At 42.8% G+C, this 24,369-nt stretch carries 26 protein-coding genes; 20 read left to right on the plus strand and 6 right to left on the minus strand.

All coding sequences use genetic code 11. The features are described from left to right. The first annotated feature begins 20 nt into the window (after positions 1-20). The 19 genes from gcvH (at position 21) to tsaB (ending at position 17,118) form a co-directional block, all read left to right on the plus strand. Positions 21-401 (plus strand): glycine cleavage system protein GcvH, encoded by a 381-nt coding sequence (gcvH, locus tag ACFSTG_RS07665; protein ID WP_380750542.1) that lies wholly within the window; start codon positions 21-23, stop codon positions 399-401. Then, positions 391-804 (plus strand): VanZ family protein, encoded by a 414-nt coding sequence (locus ACFSTG_RS07670; RefSeq protein ID WP_380750545.1) that lies wholly within the window; start codon positions 391-393, stop codon positions 802-804. The genes gcvH and ACFSTG_RS07670 overlap by 11 nt, the downstream gene beginning before the upstream one ends. A gap of 33 nt (positions 805-837) precedes the next feature. Then, positions 838-1,563, plus strand: coding sequence for an energy transducer TonB (locus tag ACFSTG_RS07675; protein ID WP_380750548.1), 726 nt, complete (start codon positions 838-840; stop codon positions 1,561-1,563). A gap of 315 nt (positions 1,564-1,878) precedes the next feature. Continuing rightward, the gene (locus ACFSTG_RS07680) at positions 1,879-3,990 is read left to right on the plus strand and encodes a gliding motility protein RemB (RefSeq protein WP_380750550.1); all 2,112 of its coding nucleotides are present in this window, start codon (positions 1,879-1,881) and stop codon (positions 3,988-3,990) included. Between the two features lie 116 nt (positions 3,991-4,106). Next, the gene (cyoE, locus tag ACFSTG_RS07685; RefSeq protein ID WP_380750553.1) at positions 4,107-5,009 is read left to right on the plus strand and encodes a heme o synthase; all 903 of its coding nucleotides are present in this window, start codon (positions 4,107-4,109) and stop codon (positions 5,007-5,009) included. After that, the gene (locus ACFSTG_RS07690; RefSeq protein ID WP_380750555.1) at positions 5,000-5,581 is read left to right on the plus strand and encodes a cytochrome c oxidase subunit 3; all 582 of its coding nucleotides are present in this window, start codon (positions 5,000-5,002) and stop codon (positions 5,579-5,581) included. Before cyoE ends, ACFSTG_RS07690 begins: the two co-directional genes overlap by 10 nt. 44 nt (positions 5,582-5,625) lie before the next feature. Beyond that, positions 5,626-6,606, plus strand: a complete 981-nt coding sequence (locus ACFSTG_RS07695) for a cytochrome c oxidase subunit 3 (protein WP_380750558.1) — start codon at positions 5,626-5,628, stop codon at positions 6,604-6,606. An 18-nt stretch (positions 6,607-6,624) separates the two neighbouring features. Next, complete coding sequence (locus ACFSTG_RS07700; RefSeq protein ID WP_380750561.1) at positions 6,625-6,987, plus strand: cytochrome C oxidase subunit IV family protein; 363 nt, start codon at positions 6,625-6,627, stop codon at positions 6,985-6,987. 73 nt (positions 6,988-7,060) lie between these two features. Continuing rightward, entirely contained in the window at positions 7,061-7,705 is a 645-nt protein-coding gene (locus ACFSTG_RS07705; protein ID WP_380750564.1) for a hypothetical protein, read from the plus strand. A gap of 1 nt (position 7,706) precedes the next feature. Further along, positions 7,707-8,450 (plus strand): SCO family protein, encoded by a 744-nt coding sequence (locus tag ACFSTG_RS07710; protein WP_380750567.1) that lies wholly within the window; start codon positions 7,707-7,709, stop codon positions 8,448-8,450. Beyond that, positions 8,440-8,970, plus strand: coding sequence for a DUF420 domain-containing protein (locus ACFSTG_RS07715; protein WP_380750570.1), 531 nt, complete (start codon positions 8,440-8,442; stop codon positions 8,968-8,970). Before ACFSTG_RS07710 ends, ACFSTG_RS07715 begins: the two co-directional genes overlap by 11 nt. Positions 8,971-8,973: 3 nt before the next feature. Further along, entirely contained in the window at positions 8,974-9,216 is a 243-nt protein-coding gene (gene ndhC / locus ACFSTG_RS07720; RefSeq protein ID WP_380750573.1) for an NADH-quinone oxidoreductase subunit A, read from the plus strand. 106 nt (positions 9,217-9,322) lie between these two features. Then, the gene (locus tag ACFSTG_RS07725) at positions 9,323-10,024 is read left to right on the plus strand and encodes an ABC transporter ATP-binding protein (protein WP_380750576.1); all 702 of its coding nucleotides are present in this window, start codon (positions 9,323-9,325) and stop codon (positions 10,022-10,024) included. Further along, positions 10,017-11,261 (plus strand): ABC transporter permease, encoded by a 1,245-nt coding sequence (locus ACFSTG_RS07730; protein WP_380750579.1) that lies wholly within the window; start codon positions 10,017-10,019, stop codon positions 11,259-11,261. The genes ACFSTG_RS07725 and ACFSTG_RS07730 overlap by 8 nt, the downstream gene beginning before the upstream one ends. Before the next feature lie 2 nt (positions 11,262-11,263). Further along, on the plus strand, positions 11,264-12,526 hold the full coding sequence (locus tag ACFSTG_RS07735; protein WP_380750582.1) for an ABC transporter permease: 1,263 nt from the start codon (positions 11,264-11,266) through the stop codon (positions 12,524-12,526). Positions 12,527-12,553: 27 nt separating this feature from the next. Beyond that, positions 12,554-13,672 carry an efflux RND transporter periplasmic adaptor subunit gene (locus tag ACFSTG_RS07740; RefSeq protein WP_380750584.1) on the plus strand — a complete coding sequence of 373 codons (1,119 nt, stop codon included), beginning with the start codon at positions 12,554-12,556 and terminating at the stop codon, positions 13,670-13,672. A gap of 53 nt (positions 13,673-13,725) precedes the next feature. Next, positions 13,726-15,162, plus strand: a complete 1,437-nt coding sequence (locus ACFSTG_RS07745) for a TolC family protein (protein WP_380750587.1) — start codon at positions 13,726-13,728, stop codon at positions 15,160-15,162. A 3-nt stretch (positions 15,163-15,165) separates the two neighbouring features. Then, a complete protein-coding gene (locus ACFSTG_RS07750; protein WP_380750590.1) occupies positions 15,166-16,440 on the plus strand; it encodes an efflux RND transporter periplasmic adaptor subunit in 1,275 nt (424 codons plus the stop codon). 15 nt (positions 16,441-16,455) lie between these two features. Further along, positions 16,456-17,118, plus strand: coding sequence for a tRNA (adenosine(37)-N6)-threonylcarbamoyltransferase complex dimerization subunit type 1 TsaB (gene tsaB, locus ACFSTG_RS07755; protein WP_380750593.1), 663 nt, complete (start codon positions 16,456-16,458; stop codon positions 17,116-17,118). Between the two features lie 269 nt (positions 17,119-17,387). Here the strand turns inward: tsaB and ACFSTG_RS07760 are convergent, their stop codons facing one another. Next, entirely contained in the window at positions 17,388-18,242 is an 855-nt protein-coding gene (locus tag ACFSTG_RS07760) for a mechanosensitive ion channel family protein (RefSeq protein WP_380750595.1), read from the minus strand. Positions 18,243-18,392: 150 nt separating this feature from the next. Beyond that, entirely contained in the window at positions 18,393-18,596 is a 204-nt protein-coding gene (locus ACFSTG_RS07765) for a dodecin family protein (RefSeq protein WP_380750597.1), read from the minus strand. A gap of 181 nt (positions 18,597-18,777) precedes the next feature. Here ACFSTG_RS07765 and ACFSTG_RS07770 point away from each other — a divergent pair, with 181 nt between their 5' ends. Continuing rightward, positions 18,778-21,075 (plus strand): inorganic phosphate transporter, encoded by a 2,298-nt coding sequence (locus tag ACFSTG_RS07770; protein WP_380750600.1) that lies wholly within the window; start codon positions 18,778-18,780, stop codon positions 21,073-21,075. A gap of 51 nt (positions 21,076-21,126) precedes the next feature. Here ACFSTG_RS07770 and ACFSTG_RS07775 read toward each other — a convergent pair whose 3' ends face one another. The 4 genes from ACFSTG_RS07775 to ACFSTG_RS07790 all read right to left on the minus strand — a co-directional run bounded on the left by ACFSTG_RS07775 (position 21,127) and on the right by ACFSTG_RS07790 (position 24,338). After that, on the minus strand, positions 21,127-22,035 hold the full coding sequence (locus ACFSTG_RS07775) for a NifU family protein (protein WP_380750603.1): 909 nt from the start codon (positions 22,033-22,035) through the stop codon (positions 21,127-21,129). Positions 22,036-22,107: 72 nt separating this feature from the next. After that, the gene (murI, locus tag ACFSTG_RS07780) at positions 22,108-22,896 is read right to left on the minus strand and encodes a glutamate racemase (RefSeq protein WP_380750606.1); all 789 of its coding nucleotides are present in this window, start codon (positions 22,894-22,896) and stop codon (positions 22,108-22,110) included. Between the two features lie 65 nt (positions 22,897-22,961). Further along, a complete protein-coding gene (locus ACFSTG_RS07785) occupies positions 22,962-23,471 on the minus strand; it encodes an OmpH family outer membrane protein (RefSeq protein WP_380750609.1) in 510 nt (169 codons plus the stop codon). A 63-nt stretch (positions 23,472-23,534) separates the two neighbouring features. Beyond that, positions 23,535-24,338, minus strand: coding sequence for an OmpH family outer membrane protein (locus ACFSTG_RS07790; RefSeq protein WP_380750612.1), 804 nt, complete (start codon positions 24,336-24,338; stop codon positions 23,535-23,537). Positions 24,339-24,369: the final 31 nt, after the last annotated feature.

Raw genomic sequence — 24,369 nt, forward strand, 5'->3', positions numbered from 1 at the left:
CCATACTAAATAACTAGCCAATGAAAGTTCCAAAAGATTTAAAGTACACCAATGATCACGAATGGGTGAAAATTGAAGGAGATATTGCCACTGTTGGTATTACCGATTTTGCCCAGGGAGAATTAGGGGATATTGTTTATGTTGAGGTTGAGACCGTAAATGAAACTCTTGACAGAGAAGAGGTCTTTGGTACGGTTGAAGCAGTGAAAACGGTGTCAGACCTTTTCGCGCCTCTTTCCGGAGAGATCATAGAATTTAATGAAAGCCTGGAGGATGAACCTGAAAAGGTGAATTCAGATCCATATGGAGAAGGATGGATGGTGAAGATAAAATTCACTGACGCGTCAGAGGTCGATGACCTTTTAACTGCAGAAGAGTATACTGAAGTTATTGAAGGCTAGACTTCTTTTTTTTATTCCCGCATTTGTCTATACCCTGGGGATCCTTTACCTGTCCCTCATTAATCTAACCGATACACCGGTAAAAGATCTGGGGGTGAGTGATAAAGTTATGCATGCCGGCGCTTATTTTGGCCTCGGATTTATCTGGATGTTCTTTGCACTAATGAATTATCCGGAAAAAGGATTTTTTAAGAGATTACTGTTTATAATAATCGCTTCTATCATATTTGGCATTTTTATTGAGGTTCTTCAGGATAGTTTAACAACTTACCGCGAACTCGATTTTTACGATATCTTTGCAAATAGTATTGGGGTTTTGGCGGCAGGAATTTTAGTATGGCTCATAAAGGATTCTCTAATCAGGTTAAAAGCTAAGATTAATTTATTTTTTATTAAAAAATAATTATTTTAGCCAACCTATAATCAAAATGGAATTATGAAACCCAAGAAAAACCCAAAAGCTGATTTGTCCAGGAGAAGTGTTCTCTTCTTCCAGATTGGTATGATTTTGATGCTTTTTATTACGTGGAGGGCAATTGAGTGGAAAACCTATGACAGAGAAGCCATTGATACCGGAATGGTAGATATGGACGCTTTTGAAGAGGAAGATGTGCCAATTACTGAACTTCAGAATACCCCGCCACCGCCACCGCCACCACCGCCACCGGCACCCGAAGTGATCGAGGTTGTTGAAGATGAGGAAGAAGTGGAAGAGACCATTATCGAATCTACCGAGACTAACCAGGATGAGATCGTAGAGGTTGAAGAAGTGGAAGTAGTTGAAGAAGAAGAAGAAATTGGTGATGTTCCCTTTGCGGTTATTGAAGATGTGCCAATCTTCCCGGGTTGTGAGAATATGAAAAACAACCAGGCTCGTAAGGATTGTATGAGTGAAAAGATCAATGAATTTGTGAACAGAAGATTTGATACCGGTTTAGGTAGTGACCTTGGACTAACAGGTATTAACAGGATCTACGTACAATTCAGGATCGAGAAAAATGGTGACGTGACTGTTCTTGGGGCACGTGCACCGCACCCTCGCCTGCAGCAGGAAGCAGAACGTGTTGTAAACATGCTTCCAAAAATGCAACCGGGAAAACAACGAGGTAAACCGGTTGGGGTACTTTACTCGCTTCCAATTACCTTTAGGGTTCAGGATTAATAAACTCTTTTTTATTATATATAAGATCCCGCATCAAAAGTGCGGGATTTTTTTGTTATATATATCCGAAATGCGACCCGGGAAACAGGGAGGTAAGCCGGTGGGGGTTCTTTATTCCCTTCCAATTATCTTCAGGGTTCAGGAATAAACTTTTACAATCTTAATTAAGGTCCTGCGTTTAATGATGCAGGACCTTTTTTTCGCCTGTTCCTGGTTTTTCTGCCTGCTCTTAAAGGAAAATGCGCCCGTTTATTCCCACTTCTTCAAAAAAATGTATCTTTCCCACAGTTAATCCCAAACAGGAATCTTCAGGATATGACCAAGTTTTACCCGCTGCTGTTTCTCTTATTTCCCATTATTTCTTATTCACAGGTGTTTGTTGGAGATCATGAAAGATTTCCGGTCTTTCCCGAATGTCAGCAAGTGGATTTTGAAGATGAAAAGTCCTGTTTTACGCAGGTGCTACGGAATAAAGTTCTGGAAGAGTTTGTAATTCCTTCAGTGGTTTCTGAAGATAATTTCAGGGGAGAGCTGGTGGTGCTTTTTGAAGTTACCCGGGACGGAAGCTTCAAAACCATATATGTAGATGCTCCTTATCCTGAATTAAAGGATGAGGTGTACAGGGTTTTTAATACCCTTCCGCAGATAAAACCCGCGTCTTATAACAGCAGGCCAATAAGTATGCAGTTCAGGATGCCTGTGCAGATCCCTTTTGTGCTTTCTTCTGTTTCCGAAGAAATAAAGGAACAGGAAGAACTTGATGTGGTCAGGACCGGCAGGGAAGACCAGCCGAAGGTGGCCGATGAGTATGATCTTATAAAAAGTGCTGAATACAAGGACAGGCTGGCAGGCAGCGAAATAAATATTCCGCTTTCCCACGAACTTTACAGCAGATTTGATGCTGAGGTGAACCGGGTGGGCACCAATTTTCATTCGGCTTCAAAGCCTTTTCTTTATAGTGAAGTGCAGCCGTATTACGATTTTGAAGCAGAGAATGCATTACTTGGAAAACCTGTTTCTTCCTGGTGGGGCAGAAAATTATGGAATGAGCATTTGATCACCTTTCAGGGTGATGGATACTGGTTCATTATAGATCCTGCGGTTGATATGCAGGTGGGGAAAGATATTGACAGTGAACTTGATGTAACTTATAACAATACCCGTGCTGCCATATTCCAGGGTGGCCTGGGGAAAAAATTCAATTTTTACTCGGTAGTCTATGAGAGCCAGGGGCGGTTTGCAGATTACTACAACCGTTACGCGGAATCTATGCGCCCCGGCGCAGAGGGTGCAGCAGTAGTGCCCGGCAGAGGGGTGGCAAAATCTTTTATGGGGCAGGCTTATGATTATCCTGTGGCAGAGGGGTATTTATCCTACAGCCCCGGCAAATTCTTTAACCTGCAGTTTGGACACGGCAAGAACTTCATAGGCGACGGTTACCGGTCCCTGTTGCTAAGTGATAATGCATCTCCTTACCCTTACTTCCAATTGAATACCACTTTCTGGAAGATCAAATACACCAATACCTGGATGTCTTTGCGCGATATACGCCCCGAAGTGACGGGGGAGGGATCCTTCCGTACCAAATATATGGCGAATCACTATTTGAGCTATAATGTGACCAAAAGGCTGAATCTCGGGTTCTTCGAATCTGTGATGTGGGAAAATGACAATAACCGTGGTTTTGATCTCAACTACCTTAACCCGATCATATTCTACAGGGCCATTGAATATTCCACAGGGCACCAGGCCGGTAATGCGATCATAGGTCTTACCGGAAAATATAAATGGAGCGACAATGTTCTTACTTACGGGCAATGGTTAATTGACGAATTCTCTTCCGGCGACGTTTTTGGCGGAAAAGGAAGCTGGAAGAACAAACATGGATTCCAGCTGGGAACAAAATATTTCAATGCCTTCAAGGTGCCTGACCTGTTCCTGCAGCTGGAGTATAACCAGGTGCGGCCTTATACCTACTCGCATAACACTATTACCCTTAATTACGGGCACAACAACCAGTCGATGGCGCATCAATGGGGTGCAAATTTCAGGGAGGTTACCGGAATAGCCCGTTACAAATCTGGTCGCTACTATGGAAATTTTAAGGCGGTGTATGGAATTCGGGGCTTTGATTACAACACTTTCAATGACAATGCTAATTATGGAGGGGATATATACCGCAGTGAAGTAGACCGGCCTTACGAAACAGGAGTTGAAATAGGTCAGGGGAACAAGACCACCTCTTTTTTCGCCGAAACTGAAGTTGGATACCTTATCAATCCTGCTACTAACTTAAAATTCTTCGGAAGTTACATTTTTCGGAATTTTGATCCGCAGGCGAACACTCCTTCGACTTTTGATAATACGACTCACTGGATCAATATTGGGCTTAGAACCGACATCTTTAACTGGTATTATGATTATTAAGTTTCAAGGTGTTGATCTTCAAGGCTGAAATTTTGCGGAGCATTAAAAATTTACAATTGCATCTCCTTGTCAAAAAGCAATTTAGGAGTATCTTTGCGCCAGTTTAAAAACACCTTTTGGAGAACACCCGCGTACATACTTCAACTGTTTCCCTAATTTCAGACCTAAAGGAGATCACCAAGATGAGACTCGCAGTGAGTGTTGTCTTTTCTTCAATTGCAGGTTATTTTCTGGGTGCAGATTCCGTAGATTTTTTGACCGTGATCATGCTTGGAATAGGAGGATATTGCCTGGTGGGTGCTTCCAACGCTTACAACCAGATCATAGAAAAAGACCTGGATGCCCTTATGGACCGCACCAGGAACAGGCCTGTTCCTTCAGGGAGGATGTCTGTGAACACAGCTTTTATTATAGCCAGTTCCCTTACCATCCTCGGCCTTATTATCCTATACCTTATTAACCCCAGAACAGCCATGTTTGGGGCCATAAGTATCTTTCTTTACGTGAGTGTCTATACCCCACTCAAGACGAAAACCCCACTTTCAGTTTTTGCAGGAGCTTTCCCGGGAGCCATTCCTTTCATGCTTGGCTGGGTTGCTGCAACCGGTGAATTTGGAATTGAACCTGGAACCCTCTTCATGATCCAGTTCTTCTGGCAGTTCCCTCACTTTTGGGCTTTGGGATGGTGGCTTTATAAGGACTATGAAAAAGGAGGCTTCTTTATGTTGCCTACCGGAAAAAGGGACAAAGGTACCGCGGTGCAAATCGTACTGTATACTCTGTGGACTGTTCTTGTTTCCCTTATCCCTGTCTTTGGAATGACGGGAAAACTTTATATCACTCCTTTTTCAGCCATTTTGGTACTGCTGCTGGGATTGGGAATGCTATACTATGCAATAGGCTTATATCGTAATCGGGATGAGAAGTCTGCTAAAAAACTGATGTTTGCGAGTGTTTCCTATATCACTTTGCTGCAAATAATATATGTATTGGATAAATTGATTAGAGTATGGATTTAACACAAGGAACTCACCAGCACAAAGCCGGCCGGGCCAAAAAAATGATGTTGTGGTTTGGGATCATAAGTATGGCCATGATGTTTGCCGGGCTTACCAGTGCCTATGTGGTAAGTAAGAACAGGCCAGACTGGCTTACTACCCTGGAACTTCCGTCTGCCTTTTACTGGAGTACCGTGATCATTTTCTTAAGCAGTGTGACCATCCATCTTGCTGAAAAAGCTGTAAAACAAGATAAGCGCCCTGCCGCTACGGCATTTTTATGGGGAACGCTGGGGCTTGCGGCTGTGTTTATATATCTGCAGTTCGCCAGTTTCAATGAGTTTATTGCTGCGGGTTATTACTTTACTGGAAGCGAAAGTAATGTGACCACTTCATTTATCTACATTGTGGTGTTAGCCCATTTAGCCCATTTGGCGGGGGGTGTGATCGTGCTTTTGGTTTTAATTTATAACCATTTTAAACAGCGCTACCATGCAGGGCAAACTCTTGGATTAGAACTGGGTGCTACCTATTGGCACTTCGTGGACGCCCTCTGGATATACCTGTTTTTCTTTTTATATTTCTTTAGATAAGAAAAAACTGTATTTTTGCGGAATACTTAAATTAGAAATTCTCTATGGAAGCTACTGTTACTAGAACAGGTACTGAAGGAAAAACCTGGGGCGGCGGGAACGAACCTTTAAGAGTAAGCTACGGTAAATTGATGATGTGGTTCTTCATTTTATCTGATGCTCTTACTTTTTCTGGTTTTTTGGCGTCATACGGTTTTGCTAGATATAAATATTCAAACAGCTGGCCAATTGCAGATGAAGTGTTCAATCACTTTCCCTTTTTACATGGAGTAGATGCTCCCATGTACTATGTGGCGCTTATGACGTTCATTCTTATCTTCTCTTCTGTGACCATGGTTTTGGCAGTAGATGCAGGGCATCAAATGAAGAAGGCAAAAGTGACCTTTTACATGCTTCTTACCATTATTGGTGGTTTGATCTTCCTTGGTTCGCAAGCCTGGGAGTGGAAGAATTTCATTCAGGGTACTTACGGTGCAATTGAAACCAAAGGAGGGAATATCCTTCAGGTGGTAAACAGCGAAGGGGAAAGAGTAGCTATTGCAGATTTTGTAACAGCTGCCCCAAGAGAACGTGTGCTTCACGAAAGATCAAACGGACTCTGGTTCGTTGATGAACCAAGCCTTCCGGCATATGAAGTAAGCGATATCACGCAGGGCTTCGCGGCCAACCCAGATCTGTTGATACGTACACAGGAACTTACCCCTACCGGAGAAAAAGTTGTTTTGACCAGACAGCAATCTATGGCCAAGATACAGACCGAAGCAGTAGGAGTTATCCAGGGAGCTAATCTTCACAAGAACGAATATGGCCATCCTCTTTTTGGAGATTTCTTTTTCTTTATCACGGGATTCCATGGATTTCACGTGTTGACGGGAGTTCTGATAAACCTTATCATCTTTTTCAACGTTTTATTAGGAACCTACGAAAGAAGGGGAAGTTATGAGATGGTCGAAAAAGTGGGTCTTTACTGGCACTTTGTAGATCTCGTATGGGTATTTGTATTTACATTCTTCTATTTGGTATAACACACAGAATTTTTAAACATGGCACACGATACTACACATTTACATACATCGAACACCAAAAGGATCTGGAGTGTATTTATAATCCTTTCTGTGGTGACTTTAGTAGAAGTTATTTTGGGGATCATGAAACCCGATTTCCTGGTTCACACATATTTTATTAGTCTTAAACTTATCAACTGGATATTTCTTATCCTCACTATTTATAAAGCATACTATATTACCTGGGCCTTCATGCACATGGAAGGAGAGACGAAAGGTCTTAGAAGGTCAGTCGTCTGGACTGCAGGTTTCCTCATTGTCTATCTCGTTTTTATACTGTTGACAGAAGGGGATTATGTTTATGAGGTAATGAACAGGGGGCATGTCGCCTGGGACTTTTAAAAGTTAAAACATATAGGAAAGGCGGTTTTAAAACCGCCTTTTTTTATTTTTGTGCACCATCTTATTTGGGGAAATGAAAAAATTCTTTGTCATTATTGTCCTGTTCGCTTTACCTCTTGTCGCTTATCTTTTCTTTGCTTCGGGAGTGAACAATTTCGCGAAACTTCCTGTACTTAACAGCCAGCTATCTTCTCTTGAAGAATTCAATTCCTATGGAGACAGTATTATGTCTTTTGAAGATAATATTACCATCCTTGGATTTCCCGGTAAGGATCCGCTGGAATACGAGACCAATGCCTATCACCTGGCAGAGAAGATATACAAACCTTATTATGAGTTCAAAGACCTCTATTTTGTATTTGTGGTTCCTGAAGGTAACGAAGAAGAGATCGAAGCATTGAAGAAGGATCTTTCCGGAGTAATAAACCTGGAAAAATGGAAATTCGTAACGGGGAAGGAAGAGAGGGTACAGGAGCTTTTTAATAGTCTGGAAACTAACCTTGAATTAAATGATAAGCTGGCCACGCCCAATGTCTTTATTATCGACAAAGAGGCAAGGCTGAGAGGACGGGAAGGCGATGAAGACGAGGAAGCTCTTTTTGGATACGATACAGGGTCTATTGCCGTTCTTAACAATGAAATGAAAGATGATGTAAAGGTGATCCTCGCAGAATACCGCCTGGCACTTAAAAAATATAACAAGAACCGTAAAAAATAATATGAAGAATTACTCCTACATAGGTATATCCCTGGTGATCCTCATTTTTGGGATCATAGTGATCCCTGAGATCATTGACCGGGTTCAGGAAAAGGAAGTTGTCACTTCAAATCGTTCTGACGGAAGAGAGGAAAGAAAAGCCCTTTCTGAAGAGTTGGTCTACAGAATGGAAGATGGGGAAAAGAAAAAAGTACCCCCCTTTGAATTCACAGATCAGGACGGAAATATAATTACCAATGAAGATTACAAAGGAAAGGTCTATATAGTGGAGTTCTTTTTTTCTACCTGTCCTACCATTTGCCCGGTAATGAAGAAGAACCTGGTAGAGGTACAGCAGGAGATTGGGGAAAACGATGAATTCGGGATCGCCTCTTTCAGTATAGACCCCACTTATGATACTCCTTCTGTACTAAAGGAATATGCTGCCGGTAACGGGATAACACACCCTAACTGGCACCTGTTGACCGGAGACCGGGATGAGATCTATGCCCTCGCCAACACCGGATTTAACATCTATGCAGGTGAAGATCCCGATGCTGAAGGAGGTTTCGCCCATTCAGGATATTTTGCCCTGGTGGATAAAGAAGGTTATTTCAGGTCGAGAAAAGATGATTTCGGCAACCCAATCATTTATTATAGAGGTTCTGTTGAGAGGAATAAATCTGTAATGGAAGGAGAGGAAGAACCTCAGATCGACATTTTAATTGAAGACGTTAAACAACTTTTGAAGGAGGATGAGAAATAGTACTGACAGGTTCATGATCCCTGCCATTACGGGTATATCTGTATTGGTGCCCGTGTTGGTGCTCCTACTAATGTACCTTCCCGAAAGGTATAATTTCATTGGGGTGGAAATGGGAACTTTCCCCTTCTTTCACGCAATTCTCAACTTCTGTACAGCAATGCTGCTCATTGCCGGCTACTACGCCATGAGGTTAGGGGAATTAAAGTGGCATCGCAACCTTATGATCACTGCCTTCGTACTTTCTGCAGTGTTCCTGGTGAGCTATGTGATCTCCAAGATAAGCAATGATCCAGTTCCCTACGGCGGCGAAGGTTTTATGCGTCCACTTTACTTTTTTATTCTGATCACCCATATCCTGCTTTCCGCGATCATTGTTCCGCTGGTATTATTCACTATGTACCGTGGCCTTACAGGGGAAGTGATTAAGCATCGAAAAATTGCCCGCTACACCTTTCCGGTATGGTTATATGTAGCAATTACCGGTGTATTGGTATATTTGTTCATGTCTCCTTATTATTAAAAAATGAAGCTCAGGGTCTCTTTCCTATTCGTCCTTATATTTTTCATCTCATTTGATATTGAAGCACAATGTGCTATGTGTCGCGCTGTCCTCGAAAGTGAATCAGACCAGTCTGCGGCACGGGGGATCAATGACGGGATCATGTATCTTATGGTCTTTCCATACCTTCTTATGGCTGGAGTAGCTTACTTTATCTGGCGGTCCAGGCGTAAGGATAAATTAGACAAAGACGCCTTCGGAAATTGACCCCAGGCAGAAATTTTTTTTCTCCACAATAAGGTTTTTTGTAACAAATCAGATTTTGGAGAGTCTAATGAGGTGAAGAGTGGTACCCTGTTAGATTTTCCAATTTATGATCGAGATAAAAGACTTACACAAATCCTACAAAACCGGAAGTACTTCGCTGCATGTCCTTAAAGGGATCAATTTTTCTGTGGCCGAAGGTGAACTCGTTTCCATTATGGGATCTTCCGGGTCGGGTAAATCTACTCTGCTGAATATCCTCGGAATGCTGGACGAGGCTGATGAAGGTTCTTATTACCTGGATGGGGTTCCAATCAAGAACCTGAATGAAAAGATCGCCGCCCGCTACCGAAATAAATTCCTGGGTTTCGTATTCCAGTCCTTTAATCTTATCTCTTATAAGACTGCCCTTGATAATGTGGCACTGCCATTATACTACCAGGGAATCAAGAGAAAAGAGAGAATTGAGAGGGCAATGAGCTACCTTGAGAAGGTAGGGCTTGCTCCATGGGCTTCCCACCTGCCCAACGAACTTTCGGGAGGGCAAAAACAACGGGTAGCCATTGCGCGGGCCCTTGCCAGTGATCCCAAGGTATTGCTTGCAGATGAGCCAACCGGGGCTCTTGATAGTAAAACTTCGTACGAGGTAATGGACCTTATTCAGTCAATCAATGAAGAAGGAAGGACCATTTTGATCGTGACGCATGAACATGACATAGCCCAGATGACCAAAAGGATAGTTAACCTGAAGGATGGGGTGATCATAGATGATACAAAGGTAAACCAGGTTAAAGCACTTCATAATGTTTGATCTTGAACGTTGGGAAGAGATCTTCGATACCATACGAAAGAACAAGCTTCGTACTTTTCTAACAGGACTTTCTGTGGCTTCAGGGATCTTTATTCTTGTTATCCTCCTGGGAATAGGGGAGGGTATGCGCAATGGGATCTCCAGCGAATTTGAAGGAGATGCCTCGAATATTCTCTATGTTTGGACCGGAAGGACCTCTGTTGAATACAAAGGTCTCAATCCCGGTAGAATGGTCCAGATGAAAAACCGGGACTTTGAGCTTACCACCCTTAAACATGCCGATGATCTTGAGTATAAATCTTCGGTATTTCGAATTTGGAACGGGATCGTCAACTACAACAAGGAATCGGGTTCCTATCGTGTTGAAGGAGTGCTGCCCGATTATCAATTCCTGGAAAACAGCTCAATGGTAGCCGGGAGGTTCATCAATCATACAGATCATGTAAATTATGAAAAAGTAGTTGCTATTGGGAATAAGGTAAAGACCGATCTTTTTAAGGATCAGGATGCCATTGGCAAATACCTGCAGATCTCAGGCATCAATTTTAAGGTGGTCGGCGTATACACAGATCCGGGGGGAGAAAGGGAAGAGTCAAGGGTATTTGTTCCGCTTTCCACAGGACAGAGAGTGTTTGCGGGAGGGGACAATGTCAATAATATGGCTTTCACACTTCAGAAAGAGGATAATTTTGAAGCAGCACTCGCGGCCTCCAATCGTTTTTCTGCAGAACTGCAACAGTTCCTTAAAGAGCAGCATACCATTGCCCCCGAAGATGATCGCGCCATAAACATTAATAACTCCCTTGAAAATGCAAAAAGGTTCTTCGATCTCATGGATATGATAAAATTCTTTTTCTGGGGTGTGGGGATATGTACCATCATTGCAGGTATTGTAGGGGTAAGTAATATCATGCTGATCATTGTAAAGGAAAGAACCAGGGAAATTGGGGTAAGGAAAGCCCTGGGGGCAGAACCCTGGTCTATTGTTATGATGGTGCTGCACGAATCGGTCTTTGTTACCGCCATTGCGGGATTTATTGGCCTTATCTCCAGCCTTGCACTCCTGGAACTGGTGGGGCCAATGATAGAAACAAATTATATTTCAAATCCTTCGGTCAATTTTACAGTGGCGGTGAGTACCGTTTTCATACTGGTAATAGCAGGTACCCTGGCGGGATTCTTCCCTGCCTGGAGAGCGGCCAGGATCAAACCTATTGAAGCACTAAGAGACGAATAATCATGTTCAGCAGAGATAATTGGGACGAAATAATTGAGGCGCTGAGTTCAAACTGGTTCAGGACTATCCTGACAGCTTTTGGAGTTCTCTGGGGGATCTTTATTCTTGTAATACTGCTTGCTGCGGGAAAAGGCCTGGAGAATGGAGTGAAACAGGGGTTTGGAGGCATCGCGACCAATACCATGTTCATGTGGACCCAAACAGCTTCCAAACCTTATAAAGGACTTCCGAAAGGCAGGCGCTATAATTTCAAAACTGACGATGTGGCTGCCATAAAAGATGAGGTACCCAATCTTCGGTTTGTCTCCCCGCGCAACCAGCTTGGTGGCTTCGGTGGTACCAACAATGTAGTGAGAGGATTGAATACAGGTGCTTACAACGTGTATGGAGATTATCCCGAGATCATTCAGCAGGAGCCAATGGATATTACCTCAGGTAGGTTTGTCAATTATTCCGACATCAACGAAAAAAGAAAAGTTGCCGTAATAGGTGAAGGGGTTCGTAGCGGGATGTACAAAACCGGTGAAGAAGTGATAGGGACCTATCTCAAGATAAACGGAGTGAATTTTATGGTCATAGGGACCTATAAGAAGAAGGGGAATAACGGGAACCAGGAAGAAGCCCAGAAGCAGATCTATGTTCCTTTTACGGCTTTTTCCCAGGCTTTTAACCGGGGGAATGATGTAGGTTGGATGGCCATTACCGCGCAGGACAATGCTTCTATAACAGAATTAAAACCCCTTGTTTTTGAGATCATTAAATCGAGACATTCCATACATCCTGAAGATGAACGGGCTGTTGGACATTTTGATCTTTACGAGGAATTCAGCAAGATCAACGGCCTCTTCGTTGCCCTAAAAGGAGTTGCTTATTTTGTGGGGATCCTTGTCTTGCTTTCAGGGATAATTGGTATTAGTAATATCATGTTGATCGTGGTAAAAGAAAGGACGAACGAAATTGGAGTGAGACGTGCGCTGGGAGCCAGCCCATGGAATATAAGGGGGCAGATCCTGATGGAATCGATCTTTTTAACCATTATTTCAGGAATGGCAGGCATTGTCCTTGCGACGCTGGTGCTTTATATTGTCAACTTTGCCATGCGAGGGATGGACACTTCCGAAATGATGTTTTCCAACCCCAGTGTAGATCTTGGAGTGATCCTTACTGCCCTGGCCATTCTGGTCATTTCAGGATTACTTGCGGGTTTGATCCCGGCACAGAATGCCATAAAGGTGAAACCCGTAGACGCATTAAGAACCGAATAGAATAAAAAAGTTTAATAAATCAATAGAATGAAAAGAATTGTAACCATTGTGATCCTAGTTGTTATCGCCTTATCCTTTGCAGGGGCGCTGTATTACCTGTATCAAAAGAATCAGGAAGATCCTACCATTTATACGACAGAACAGGCTTCGGTCCAGACTATCGTTAAGCAAACAGTGGCTACCGGGAATATCGTACCCAGGGAAGAAGTACTTATCAAACCTAATATCTCGGGTATCATTGATGAGATCTATATAGAAGCAGGTGACAGGATCAAAGAAGGAGACCTTATTGCAAAAATACGGGTGATCCCCAATGTTTCCTCCCTGCAAAGCGCAAAAGATGCTGTAGCAACAGCCAGGATCACGCTGGATAATGAAAAGAAAATGTATGAGAGGCAAAAATCCCTTTTTGATAAAGGAGTGATCTCTGCCAATGAATATGAAAGTGTTGAGGTAGCTTATAAACGTGCCGAACAGAATTACCGCTCTGCGCAACAGAATTACGAGATCGTACGAACCGGTACTACCAGTGGCCTTGGCAGTGCGGCCAATACTTTAATCAGGTCTACCGTAGAGGGAATGGTGCTTGATGTTCCGGTGAAAGAAGGAAACCAGGTCATTGAAAGCAACAATTTTAACGATGGTACCACCCTTGCGGTGCTGGCAGATGTCAATGAAATGATCTTTGAAGGAAAGGTTGACGAAAGTGAAGTGGGTAAGATCAAAGAAGACCTTCCTCTTGAAGTTACCGTGGGTGCGATCGAGAACAAGACCTTTGATGCGGTACTGGATTATATCGCTCCTAAAGGAGTGGAAGAGAACGGGGCCATACAGTTCAATATCAAAGGAACCCTTAATAAACAAGATACTACTTTTATAAGAGCAGGACTTAGTGCCAATGCCTCTATCATTCTTGCCCGTGCAGATGAGGTGCTGGCGATTAAGGAAGCCCTGGTGCAGTTTGACCCCAAGACCCAGCAGCCATTCGTGGAGATCCAGACGGGAGATCAGGAGTTTGAACGAAAAGACATTGAGTTAGGGATAAGTGACGGGATCCATGTGGAAGTGAAGAACGGTATCTCTGCAGATGATAAAATTAAAGTGTGGAACCAGCTAAAACCTGCAGGAGCATTTACAGCTAATTAATTAAAAGTGTAACATCTTCAAAATAAGTAAGACCTATCTTCAGAACCATAATTATGAAAAAAATTTTATTGTCTGCCTTTTTTCTTTTCTCCGGAATTGTAACCTACGGGCAAACTAAAGAATGGACCCTTGAAGAGTGTATTCTCTATGCACTTGAAAATAACATTTCGGTAAAGCAATCTGAACTTGACGTAGAACTATCAGATATCCAGGTTTCAGATGCCTGGGGTAATCTGCTTCCGCGGGTGAACGCTTCCGGATCAAATTCCTGGAACACGGGTTTAACCCAAAATGTTACCACAGGGATACTGCAAACCCAAACCACCCGGAATTTTTCGGCAGGGGTAACCGCTAGCCTTACATTGTTTGACGGTCTACGGAATTATAATGAATTGCAATATGCCAGGATGTCCAAACTTGCCAGTCAATACTCCCTTGAGCAAATGAAGGATGATGTGGCACTTTTTGTAGCCAATGCGTACCTGCAGGTACTCTTTAACAAAGAAAACCTTAAGGTGATAAGGGCACAAAATGAGATAACCCTGGAACAACTGGAAAGGGCACAGGAACTGGTGGACGCAGGTTCTCTTCCTCAGGGTGATTTGTTAGAAATCAGAGCAACCGCTGCTAATGAAGAGCAGCGAATAATTGTAGCCGAAAACGCAGTACAGATATCTCTTATTTCACTTGCCCAGATGCTGCTCATCAAGGATTATGAGAATTTTGATATCGTGGAAAGGGATTACGACGTTTTTGGACATGAAATAATGGAGATCCCGGTTTCTGAAGTGATCTCCAATGCCGAGGAAAATCGTTACGAGGTAAAGGTTGCTGAGGTTAATCAGGAAATGGCCGAAAAAAATATAGAGATCGCTAAAGGTGCTCACTGGCCAACGCTGGGTGCTTTTTTCAACTATAATACCCGTGAGAGTGGTGCCGGAAGGATAGTTTCGGGTGGTCTGGACCCTGATGAGCCTTACCGGCAGATTGGTTTTGTCGAGGCAACCGAAGAGATCGTGGTAGCCCCTAATATGGTAACCGAAATTGGAAGTCCGCTCCCTTTCTTTGAGCAACTTCAGCTTAACGACGGTATTTCCTATGGGTTGCAGTTGAATGTACCCATATTCAATGGGTTTGCCACCCGCAATTCCATAAAGAGAAGTGAAGTAGACGTGTTGCGCTCAGGTTACATGCTGGAGCAGGCGAAACTTGATCTTGAAGCCAATGTCTACCAGGCCTATGTTGATGCCAATGGAGCTTTAAAAGCCTATGAAGCTTCTCTTGTAGCTCTTGAGGCGCAGGAACTGGCTTATGACTACGCCACCGAAAGATATAATGTTGGCCTTACCAATGCCTTTGATTTCTCACAGGCTAAATTTAACCTGAGCAGTGCTCAAAGTGAAGTGGTAAGAACAAAATATGATTACATTTTTAAACTGAAGGTGCTGGAACTTTATTTTGGAGTACCTATAGCCGATTTGAAATTTTAGAACATGAAAAAAAAGACACTTTTCACAATCATTGGAGTTGTAGTCGTTGTTATACTTGTACTTATTATTGGTAAAAAAGCCGGATGGTTTGGTAAATCAGGTAATTACAAACAGATCGAGATCACCCGGGTTGAAAATATGGATATCATTGAAACGGTTTCCGCAACCGGAAAAATTCAGCCTGAAATTGAGGTGAAGCTTTCTTCGGAAGTTTCGGGAGAGATCATTGAACTGCCGGTTGTTGAAGGACAGCAGGTGGAAAAAGGAGATCTCCTGGTGAGGGTAAATCCCGAGATATACCAGTCGAATCTTGAGAGGTCCCGTGCCGGCCTGCAGAATATTCGTGCAGGGTTGGCTCAGGCCGAAGCGAATCTTAGAGAAGCAAAAGCGAACTACGAACGTAACCAGACCCTTTTTGAAAAAGGGATCATCTCTAAAGCCGAATGGGACAGGATCGTTTCTGCCTATGAAGTTGCACAAGCCGGGCAGCAATCTGCCTATTATAACGTGCGCAGTGCTGCGGCAACTGTGAATGAGGCACAGGAGAACCTTGGACGTACTACTATCTATGCACCAATGTCTGGCACCATTTCCTCCCTTGAAGCCGAATTGGGGGAGAGGGTAGTGGGAACACAGCAAATGGCAGGTACAGAGATCCTCAGGGTGGCCAACCTCGCTAATATGGAAGTGGAAGTTGACGTTAACGAAAACGACATTGTAAAGATCTCTATAGGCGATTCTACTATTGTAGAAGTGGATGCTTATTTGAAACAGGAATTTAAAGGCCTGGTGACAGAGATCTCCAATTCAGCCAACTCGGCCCTTACAGCAGACCAGGTGACAAACTTTAAAGTGAAAGTCAGAATACTGGAAAAGTCATATCAGCATCTTTTGGAGGGGAAGCCTGAAAATTATTCACCTTTCAGACCCGGAATGACCGCTACGGTAGAGATCATTACTAACCGTAAAGATGACGTCCTGGCGGTTCCAATAAGTTCCATAGTAGTGAAGAACGATACCGCCACTCCGGTTCCCGGAAAGAAGATAGCCGAAAAACCGGTGGCTACAGATAAATTATTTGAAACTGTTTTTGTCAAAGAAGGAGAAGAAGCTAAATTGCGCGTGGTTACTACCGGGATTCAGGATGATTCCAACATCGAGATCGTTTCTGGTCTGGAAGAAGGGGAAGAAGTGATCACCGGGCCATACAATACCGTGACCAAAAGCCTCAAATCTGGCGATAAGGTTGAAGTAATCAAAAAGGAAGAGGAAAAATAAAAACAGAAAGAAGTTTTGGGAGTGATCTTGTGTATTGAAACGGCTACCACCAATTGTTCGGTAGCCTTGGGGAAAGAGGGAAAATTACTGGCTTTGAAAGAAGATTACAGCAATGACTATTCTCATGCTGAAAGACTGCACCTGTTCATAGATGCCATCTTGAAAGAGCACGAACTTGTTCCGGGTGATCTTGATGCCATTGCCGTTAGTAAAGGACCTGGTTCCTATACCGGTCTCAGGATAGGGGTTTCCGCTGCCAAAGGACTTTGTTTTTCCCTGGATATCCCATTGATCTCTGTTCCAACACTTACTTCGCTTGCACGGCAGGTTGAGACGGCAGCGGGAGAATTCGTGATACCTCTGCTGGATGCCCGAAGAATGGAAGTCTATACTGCCGGTTTTAACGGGAAATACGAACCGGTCTTTCCAACCCGTGCAGAAATACTTGCTCCTGCCTCTTTTAAGGAATACCTGGATAAAGCAAAGGTTACTTTTATTGGCAACGGAGTGGAAAAATTCAGCGCGATCTGTGAACATCCCAATGCCACATTTATTCAAGAAAAACTGCCTTCAGCAGCCGAAATGATATCCCTGGTCGAAGATAAATTCCGTAGCAATAACTTTGAAGATGTAGCTTATTTTGAACCCTACTACCTGAAGGATTTTATGGCAGGATAAAACGGTTCCCGCTCTTCAATTAACGAATTTCGAAATCCAAAATTCCAAATTCCGAACCCCGAAATACCGATTCGCAATTTAATTTAATTTTATCTTCCATTTTACCCCAACCCTGAAGAGAGCCGGAAAAATTTACCATATCTCTTTGTGCTTTTTTTTTGTTTGTGCTCTTTGTGTGAAACTTAAGTGATGAAGATTTTGCGCAGGTAACTGTTTAGAGTAGGGAGTTAATTTCAAAATCAACGATTCCCGATTCCCAAATTAACCAATTAACCATTCACCTCTTCCCCTGTTTCCTTGCTATGGTTGAAAAAATGTACATCCCGCTGTGGGAAAGGAATAGATATTCCGGCAGCTTCCAGTCTCATTTTTGCCTCCTCAATAATATGGAAATGGATATCCCAGAAATCCTCATTTTTGGCCCAGAACCTTACTGAAAGGTTTACTGCACTATCTGCCAGTTCAGTAACTACTACGGCTGGTGCAGGATCTTTAAGGATCCCCTCCTGTTCTTCCAGAAGTCCCACCAGGGTATCTTTTGCTTGTTTGATGTTGCTGTCATAAGAGATCCCAATAGTTATTGCATCCCTTCTAATTCCTTCTCCTGAATAGTTGACGATATTGTCATTGGAAAGCTCCCCGTTGGGAATTATTGCCAGTTGATTTCCAAATGTATTCAACTTTGTATAGAACATAGAGATCTCCTTAACGCTCCCGGAGATCCCCTGAACCTCGATCCAATCCCCAATTTTGAAAGGCTTCAGGAGTATTATCAACACTCCCCCGGCGAAATTAGCCAAAGATCCCTGCAGGGCCAGACCAATTGCCAGGCCGGCCGCACCAAGGAGGGCTACGAATGATGTGGTTTTAATTCCCAGTTGCCCAATCACTGTGACCAGCAATAGAATGATCAACCCCCAGTTAGCCAGAGTTAGAAAAAAATCTTTTAGGGCAGGGTCATGTCCTTTTTTGTTCAGTACTTTTCTTAAATACCCAATGAATATTTTAATGGCCCACCAGCCCAATGCGAGCAATACGATTGCTCCCACCAGGTTAGGAAGGTAATCTATAAATTGTCTTGCATATTCTTCTGTATAATTTTGTATTTCGCTCAGCTCATCCATAAAAAACATTTTCCGCAAAATTATCTAATCGTGGGATAAAGGAAGGCTTGTGATTGTTAAAATCTTTGAAAACTGGCTGTTTCCGGAAGGTTTATAAAAAAAAAGCTCCCGCGAAGGAGCTTTACTAACTAATTAAACAATTCGGAAAGATCAGGCGCCCACCTCAAAAGTTATCTTCACGATAACTCTATAATCGGTGATACTGTCTCCGGAAACATTCGCCGTTTGATCTTTAACATAGACCGAACGAATATTTTTTACTGATTTTGCTGCTGTTTTTACTGCGTTTTTAACGGCATCTTCCCAACTTTCAGTGGAGTTTGCCATTATTTCAATGACCTTCATTACTGCCATAATAGAATAATTTTTGTGGTTAATAAATTTTTAACTGGTTCATTATCAATTTACAAAAAGGACCCCCTATTTTATGTAATTATTTGTTAAACCTTGGTTACACTGTCCTTCGGGAACGTCAAGGATTATGCTCTTCATAAAAAGTTGTGTATTTTGGCAATACAAAATCCTTTAGGCCCCTATGGAAGATATTTATATTGTCATGTTGGTCGCACTGTTTGCACTGGCAATCACAGACCTGGTGGTAGGAGTAAGTAATGACGCAATTAACTTTCTGAATTCTGCCATTGGGTCGAGGGCATTTTCGCTGAGGAACATTCTTATTGTGGCCAGCCTGGGTGTAGCAGTAGGTGCTATCTTCTCCAGTGGGATCATGGAGGTGGCCCGAAAAGGGATCTTTATGCCTGGCCAGTTCTATTTTGAGGAGATCATGATCATATTCATGGCCGTGATGATCACTGATGTGCTGCTGCTCGATTTTTTTAACTCCCTTGGACTTCCAACTTCTACCACGGTTTCTATAGTTTTTGAATTACTCGGTGCAGCTGTTTTTATGGCGGCTATAAAGATCTACAGGGACTCTGGAAATTTTGCAGACATTCTAACCTATATAAACACCGAGAAGGCGACAGAAATAATTGTTGGTATTCTTCTGGCGGTGGTGATCGCATTTCTGTTAGGAGCAATTGTACAATATATATCACGGCTTATTTTTTCATTCCAATATGAAAAAAAGATCAAATATGCAGGTGCCATCTTTGGGGGGTTTTCTTTGACCGCAATTTTGTATTTCATTCTTTTAAAGGGTTTAAAGACGGTGAGTTTTGTTTCAGATGAGTTTCTTGAATTTGTCAATTTAAATACTGTTTATATTCTTTTAGGGGGGCTGGTTCTGTTTACCATTATTTCCCAGGTTCTCATGAGCGTATTAAAGTTCAATATTCTTAAGGCTATCGTATTGGTAGGAACCTTTTCCCTGGCTCTTGCCTTCGCGGGAAATGACCTGGTGAACTTTATAGGGGTCCCTATTGCAGCCTGGCAGTCCTTTGAACTGTGGCAAACGGCTTATCAGGCTTCGGGAGCTATGCCCGGAGAATTCCTTATGACCGGACTTGCAGGGGAGGTTTCTACCCCACCTTTACTTTTGGTACTTGCCGGGGGAGTAATGGTTGTTACACTCTGGTTTTCCAGTAAAGCTAGATCTGTGGTTGAAACCGGGGTCAACCTTTCGAGACAGGGGGATACTACCGAGCGTTTTTCGGCAAATTTCCTCTCCCGGGCTATAGTGAGATACTCTGTTTTCTTTGGAGAAGTTGTGGGAACTGTTACTCCTACCGTGATAAGGAAAAAAATAGAAGAAAAATTCAAACATCCTAAATCATTTTCCAGAGCCAAAAAAGAAGACACTCCGGCATTTGACCTTGTAAGAGCTTCTGTGAACCTGGTGGTTGCCAGTATCCTGATATCTATAGGTACCAGTCTTAAACTGCCATTGTCGACCACGTACGTCACCTTTATGGTCGCTATGGGTACCTCGCTGGCAGACCGGGCCTGGGACCGGGAAAGTGCGGTTTACCGGGTTGCGGGGGTTGTAAATGTCGTGGGAGGGTGGTTTGTGACGGCCCTGGTAGCTTTTTCGGCGGCCGCGATCTTTGCTGCAGTCATTAATTTTGGTGGAATAGTAGCTACTGCCATATTAATAGGTTTGGCCATTTTTATGATCACCAGAAATGTAGTGCTCCATACCCGGAAGGAGAAGGAAAAGAAGAAAAAACAACCCTTTCAGAAAAAGGATATCAGCACTATCAATGAAATGATCATCGATACCTCAGAGAATATATCTGATGTTATTAAAGGGGTCAATAAGATGTACTCTAAGACCATTGATAACCTGGGGCTTTACGACAAAAGCAAACTAAAGAAAAACAAAAAAGCCATTAAAAAGCTGGAGAAAGAGATCGATGAACTCAAAGGTAATGTGTTCTACTTCATTAAATCTATGCAGGAAAACACCCTGGAATCCAGCCGGTTCTATATTTTGATCCTGGATTATCTACAGGACATGGTCCAATCCATTGGCTTTATCACCCGGAACAGTTATAACCACGTCAACAACAATCACAAAAATTTAAAATTCAACCAGATACGGGACCTTAAGAGTGTAGACAGTAAAACCCAGGTGCTGTTTGATGATATTGAAGAGATCTTCAATACCCAGGCTTTTGACAGGATAGACCAGGTGCTGGCCGAAAAACAGCAGTTGCTTGATGAGGTATCAGAACTGGTGGAGAAACAAATTCGCAGGATTCGTACTTCAGAAACCAGTCCTAAGAATTCTGAACTTTACTTCGGATTACTCCTGGAAACCAAAGATCTGGTCACTTCTACCATGAACCTTCTGGAGTTGTACAGGGAATTCAATCTTGCCGTTGAAACCACGATGTTCCCTAAAATGCCGGGGCCAAAAAGTAAAGGCTGAAGAACCCCTTTCAGAGGTTTTAACAGCCATTAAAATGTTATGTCGGTAAGTTTACCCGTTGATGGCTTCCACTCTTTCTACACGGTCCTGAAGCATTTCTTTTAACATGTTCTCTATTCCGTTTTTAAGGGTAAAGGTAGAGGAGGGGCAACCGCTGCAAGCTCCCTGAAGGATAACCCTTACCAGTTTCTGTTCTTCATCGTATGAATCGAACAGGATATTTCCTCCGTCACTAGCTACGGCCGGCTTCACATATTCCTCCAGGATTGCTACGATCTCTTTAGAGGTATCATCCAACTGAACTTCCTGTATAGTTGTTTTTTCTGTAGGATTTGGTTCGGCTGGTGCTGCGTGGTCTTCATTCAGGACTTCCTTTCCCTGTTCGAGGTAATTCCTTATGAATTCACGTAATTCCTGGGTGATCTCTTCCCATTCAGCGATATCAAACTTTGTTATAGAAAGATAATTTTCATCCAAAAAAACTTCTTTTACAAAAGGAAAGTGAAAAAGTTCTTTAGCCAGAGGGGCGTTTTTTGCCTCATCAATATTTTTGAACTCTACTGTATGAAGCACCAGTTTTCTGTTTGAAACAAATTTCATCACCGTAGGATTCGGTGTGCTTTCGGCATAAACTGTTACAGGGATCTTCTTGTTATCTTCTTCTGATGGGGAAACTACTACTCCTCCGCTGTTCAGAAAAGATTCTATCTGGTCTGCTATTTCCTGTTGTACATCTTTCCAGTGAACAATATTATATTTTTCAAGTGCTACGAAATTCTGTGCGATATAAACCGTCTTTACGAACGGAAGGTGGAAAAGCTGTTGTGCAAGTGGAGACCTACCTGCTTCGTCGATATTCCGGAATTCAAAACTCTCGTGGCGGGTAAGGAATTTATTGGCCTCAAACTTTACAATAGTAGGTTTGGTCGTAGGTTGTATGGAGATGGTAAATTGATTCATGATAAAATTTTTGCAAAAATACAAAATCCAAATGGTTCCTTAGCTGGTATTTAGAATCATTCCTATTAGAGTCTAGAAATCCATGTAAGAGATTGAAAAAGTGTCAGAGGGTGCCGGTATTATCCTGTCGAGTATGTGGGGATCACCATTGGTGAAAAATTCAGGCTTGTGCTGCCGGCTTTCGGTCAAAAGGTCAAGACTGCGAAGCACCAGCCTGGTTTGTTTGGCTACTGCCATGCCCGAATCAATAAAACTAACCTTGGGGGGAAGGATCTTCTTTAAGGTTGGTATAATGAAGGGGTAATGGCTGCACCCCAGAACAAGGTAATCTATCTCTGCATCGATCATTGGCTGCAGGAGGGAGGTGAGCAACTTTTCCATTTCAGGGGAGTCTTTTCTTCCTCTCTCGATCAATTCTACAAGTCCGCTGCCCACAACTTCCACTACTTTGGTGTCTTTTGAGTACAGATCTGAGGTTTTGGCAAAAAGTTCGCTGGAGAGTGTACCTTTTGTAGCCAGAATGCCAATACATTTTTTCCTGCTGTAAAGGGCTGCCGGTTTTATGGCCGGTTCTATTCCTATGAAGGGAAGGTTATAGGTGGAGCGCAGGTGTTTAATGGCATTGGTGGTTGCGGTATTACATGCAACCACTATGATCTTGGCTCCCATTTCAAGGAGTTTTTCAGTATTTTTTACGCTGAGGCGTTTTATCTCTTCTTCCGGTTTTTCGCCATAGGGAGCATTATCACTGTCAGCGAGATAGATGGTATGTTCCAGGGGGAGGAGTTCATGTATCTCCTTCCAGATGGAAGTTCCGCCTACCCCAGAATCAAAAATGCCAATAGGACTGTCTTTGCTCATTGGTGTAAAAATAAAAACTGCGCATCATTGATGCGCAGTTTTTAAAGATTTATTTTTTCAAAAGATTAGATTCCCAATTCTTTCTTTACATCGGGCATAAGATCGTATCCATCTGCCATGATCACCCCTGTTCCGGTAGTAGAGTCAAGTACATAGTCAAATCCTTTTGCACGGGCAACCTTTTGAATGGTGGTACGTGCTTTTTCCAGTACAGGCTTAAGAAGCTCTATTTCCTTCTTTTGTAGTTCCTGCATTGCATTCTGGCGGTATTCACCTATGGTTCTCTGTGTTTGCTGAAGTTCGTTTGCTCTTTTTGCATTTTCCTCATCAGTCTTGGTTTGAGCTTCAGTTTCATATCTTTTCATGGTACCTTGAGCTTCAGTCACCATGTCCTTTATCTCAGTATCATAAGTCTTCTGCAGCTTCTCCAACTGATTCATAGCTGATTTATAGGTGGGCATCTGTTCGATCAACTCCTGGGTAGCGATATGAGCCACCTTTGTCTGAGCGTTTGCGAAAGAAGTTGCACCGAAAATTAGGGCTGCAGCTATTAAAAAGGTCTTGAATTGTTTCATTTTAAAAGTATTAATTGTTGAGTTATTAATTTCTGTTTATATCTGGCCGAATATCCGGCGGGGTTAATTGTTATCTTCTTTTTTCTGTTCCCGGGCTTTTGCTACGGAATCTTTTTTCCTTTGACGCTCTTCCAGCAATTTTGCCCTTCTCTCTTCATATTCCTTCTGCTTGGCTGTCCTTACAGAATCTCTTAAACGTTTTCTTTCTTCAAGCAAGGCCTCCCGCTCATTCTTTCTTGCTTCCTGGATCTTTTTCCTTTCAGTGACCTCGGCATCCTGTTCTACAGTCTTGTCTTCACTTCTCAGCAGATCCTGCTTTTCTCTTCTTGACTCCAGCTGCTCCCTGTTTGAAGCTCTGGTAATACTTCTCAGCACCTGGTCACTTACATCCAACCTCTCAGCTGCATAAAGGGTGATCACATCTGCCGATTTATCGAAGATAAGATCGTATTTTCTTGCTTCTGCAATTTCCTGTACCGCGACAAATACCTGATCCTGAATAGGTTTTATCAGTTGTAATTTCTGGGTAATGAGGTCCCCCTGGGGCCCGAACCTTTTCTGCTGGTATTCAAGGATCTTTTCTTCCTCAAACCTAATTTCGTCTTCACGTTCTTCAATGAGCTCACTGGTTAGAAGCGGTTTTTCATTGGCCAACTCCTGTTTCATCTTTTCAATCCTGCTAAGTTCGGTCTCCACTTCCTTTTTCCATTGCTGGACCTTTCTCTCAAGTTGAGCAGAGGCTTCCTGATATTCAGGAACGTTCTGCAAGATGTATTCCATGTCTACATAACCAATTCTCACCGTTTGCTGTGCATTTGCGGTGAAACCGGCAAAAATTAGAGCGAGGGCTAAAATTGATCTTTTCATAGTTACATAGCTATTAGAAAATACCGTGCCA

The sequence above is a fragment of the Salinimicrobium flavum genome (assembly GCF_042684505.1).
Classification (GTDB): Bacteria; Bacteroidota; Bacteroidia; order Flavobacteriales; family Flavobacteriaceae; genus Salinimicrobium; species Salinimicrobium flavum.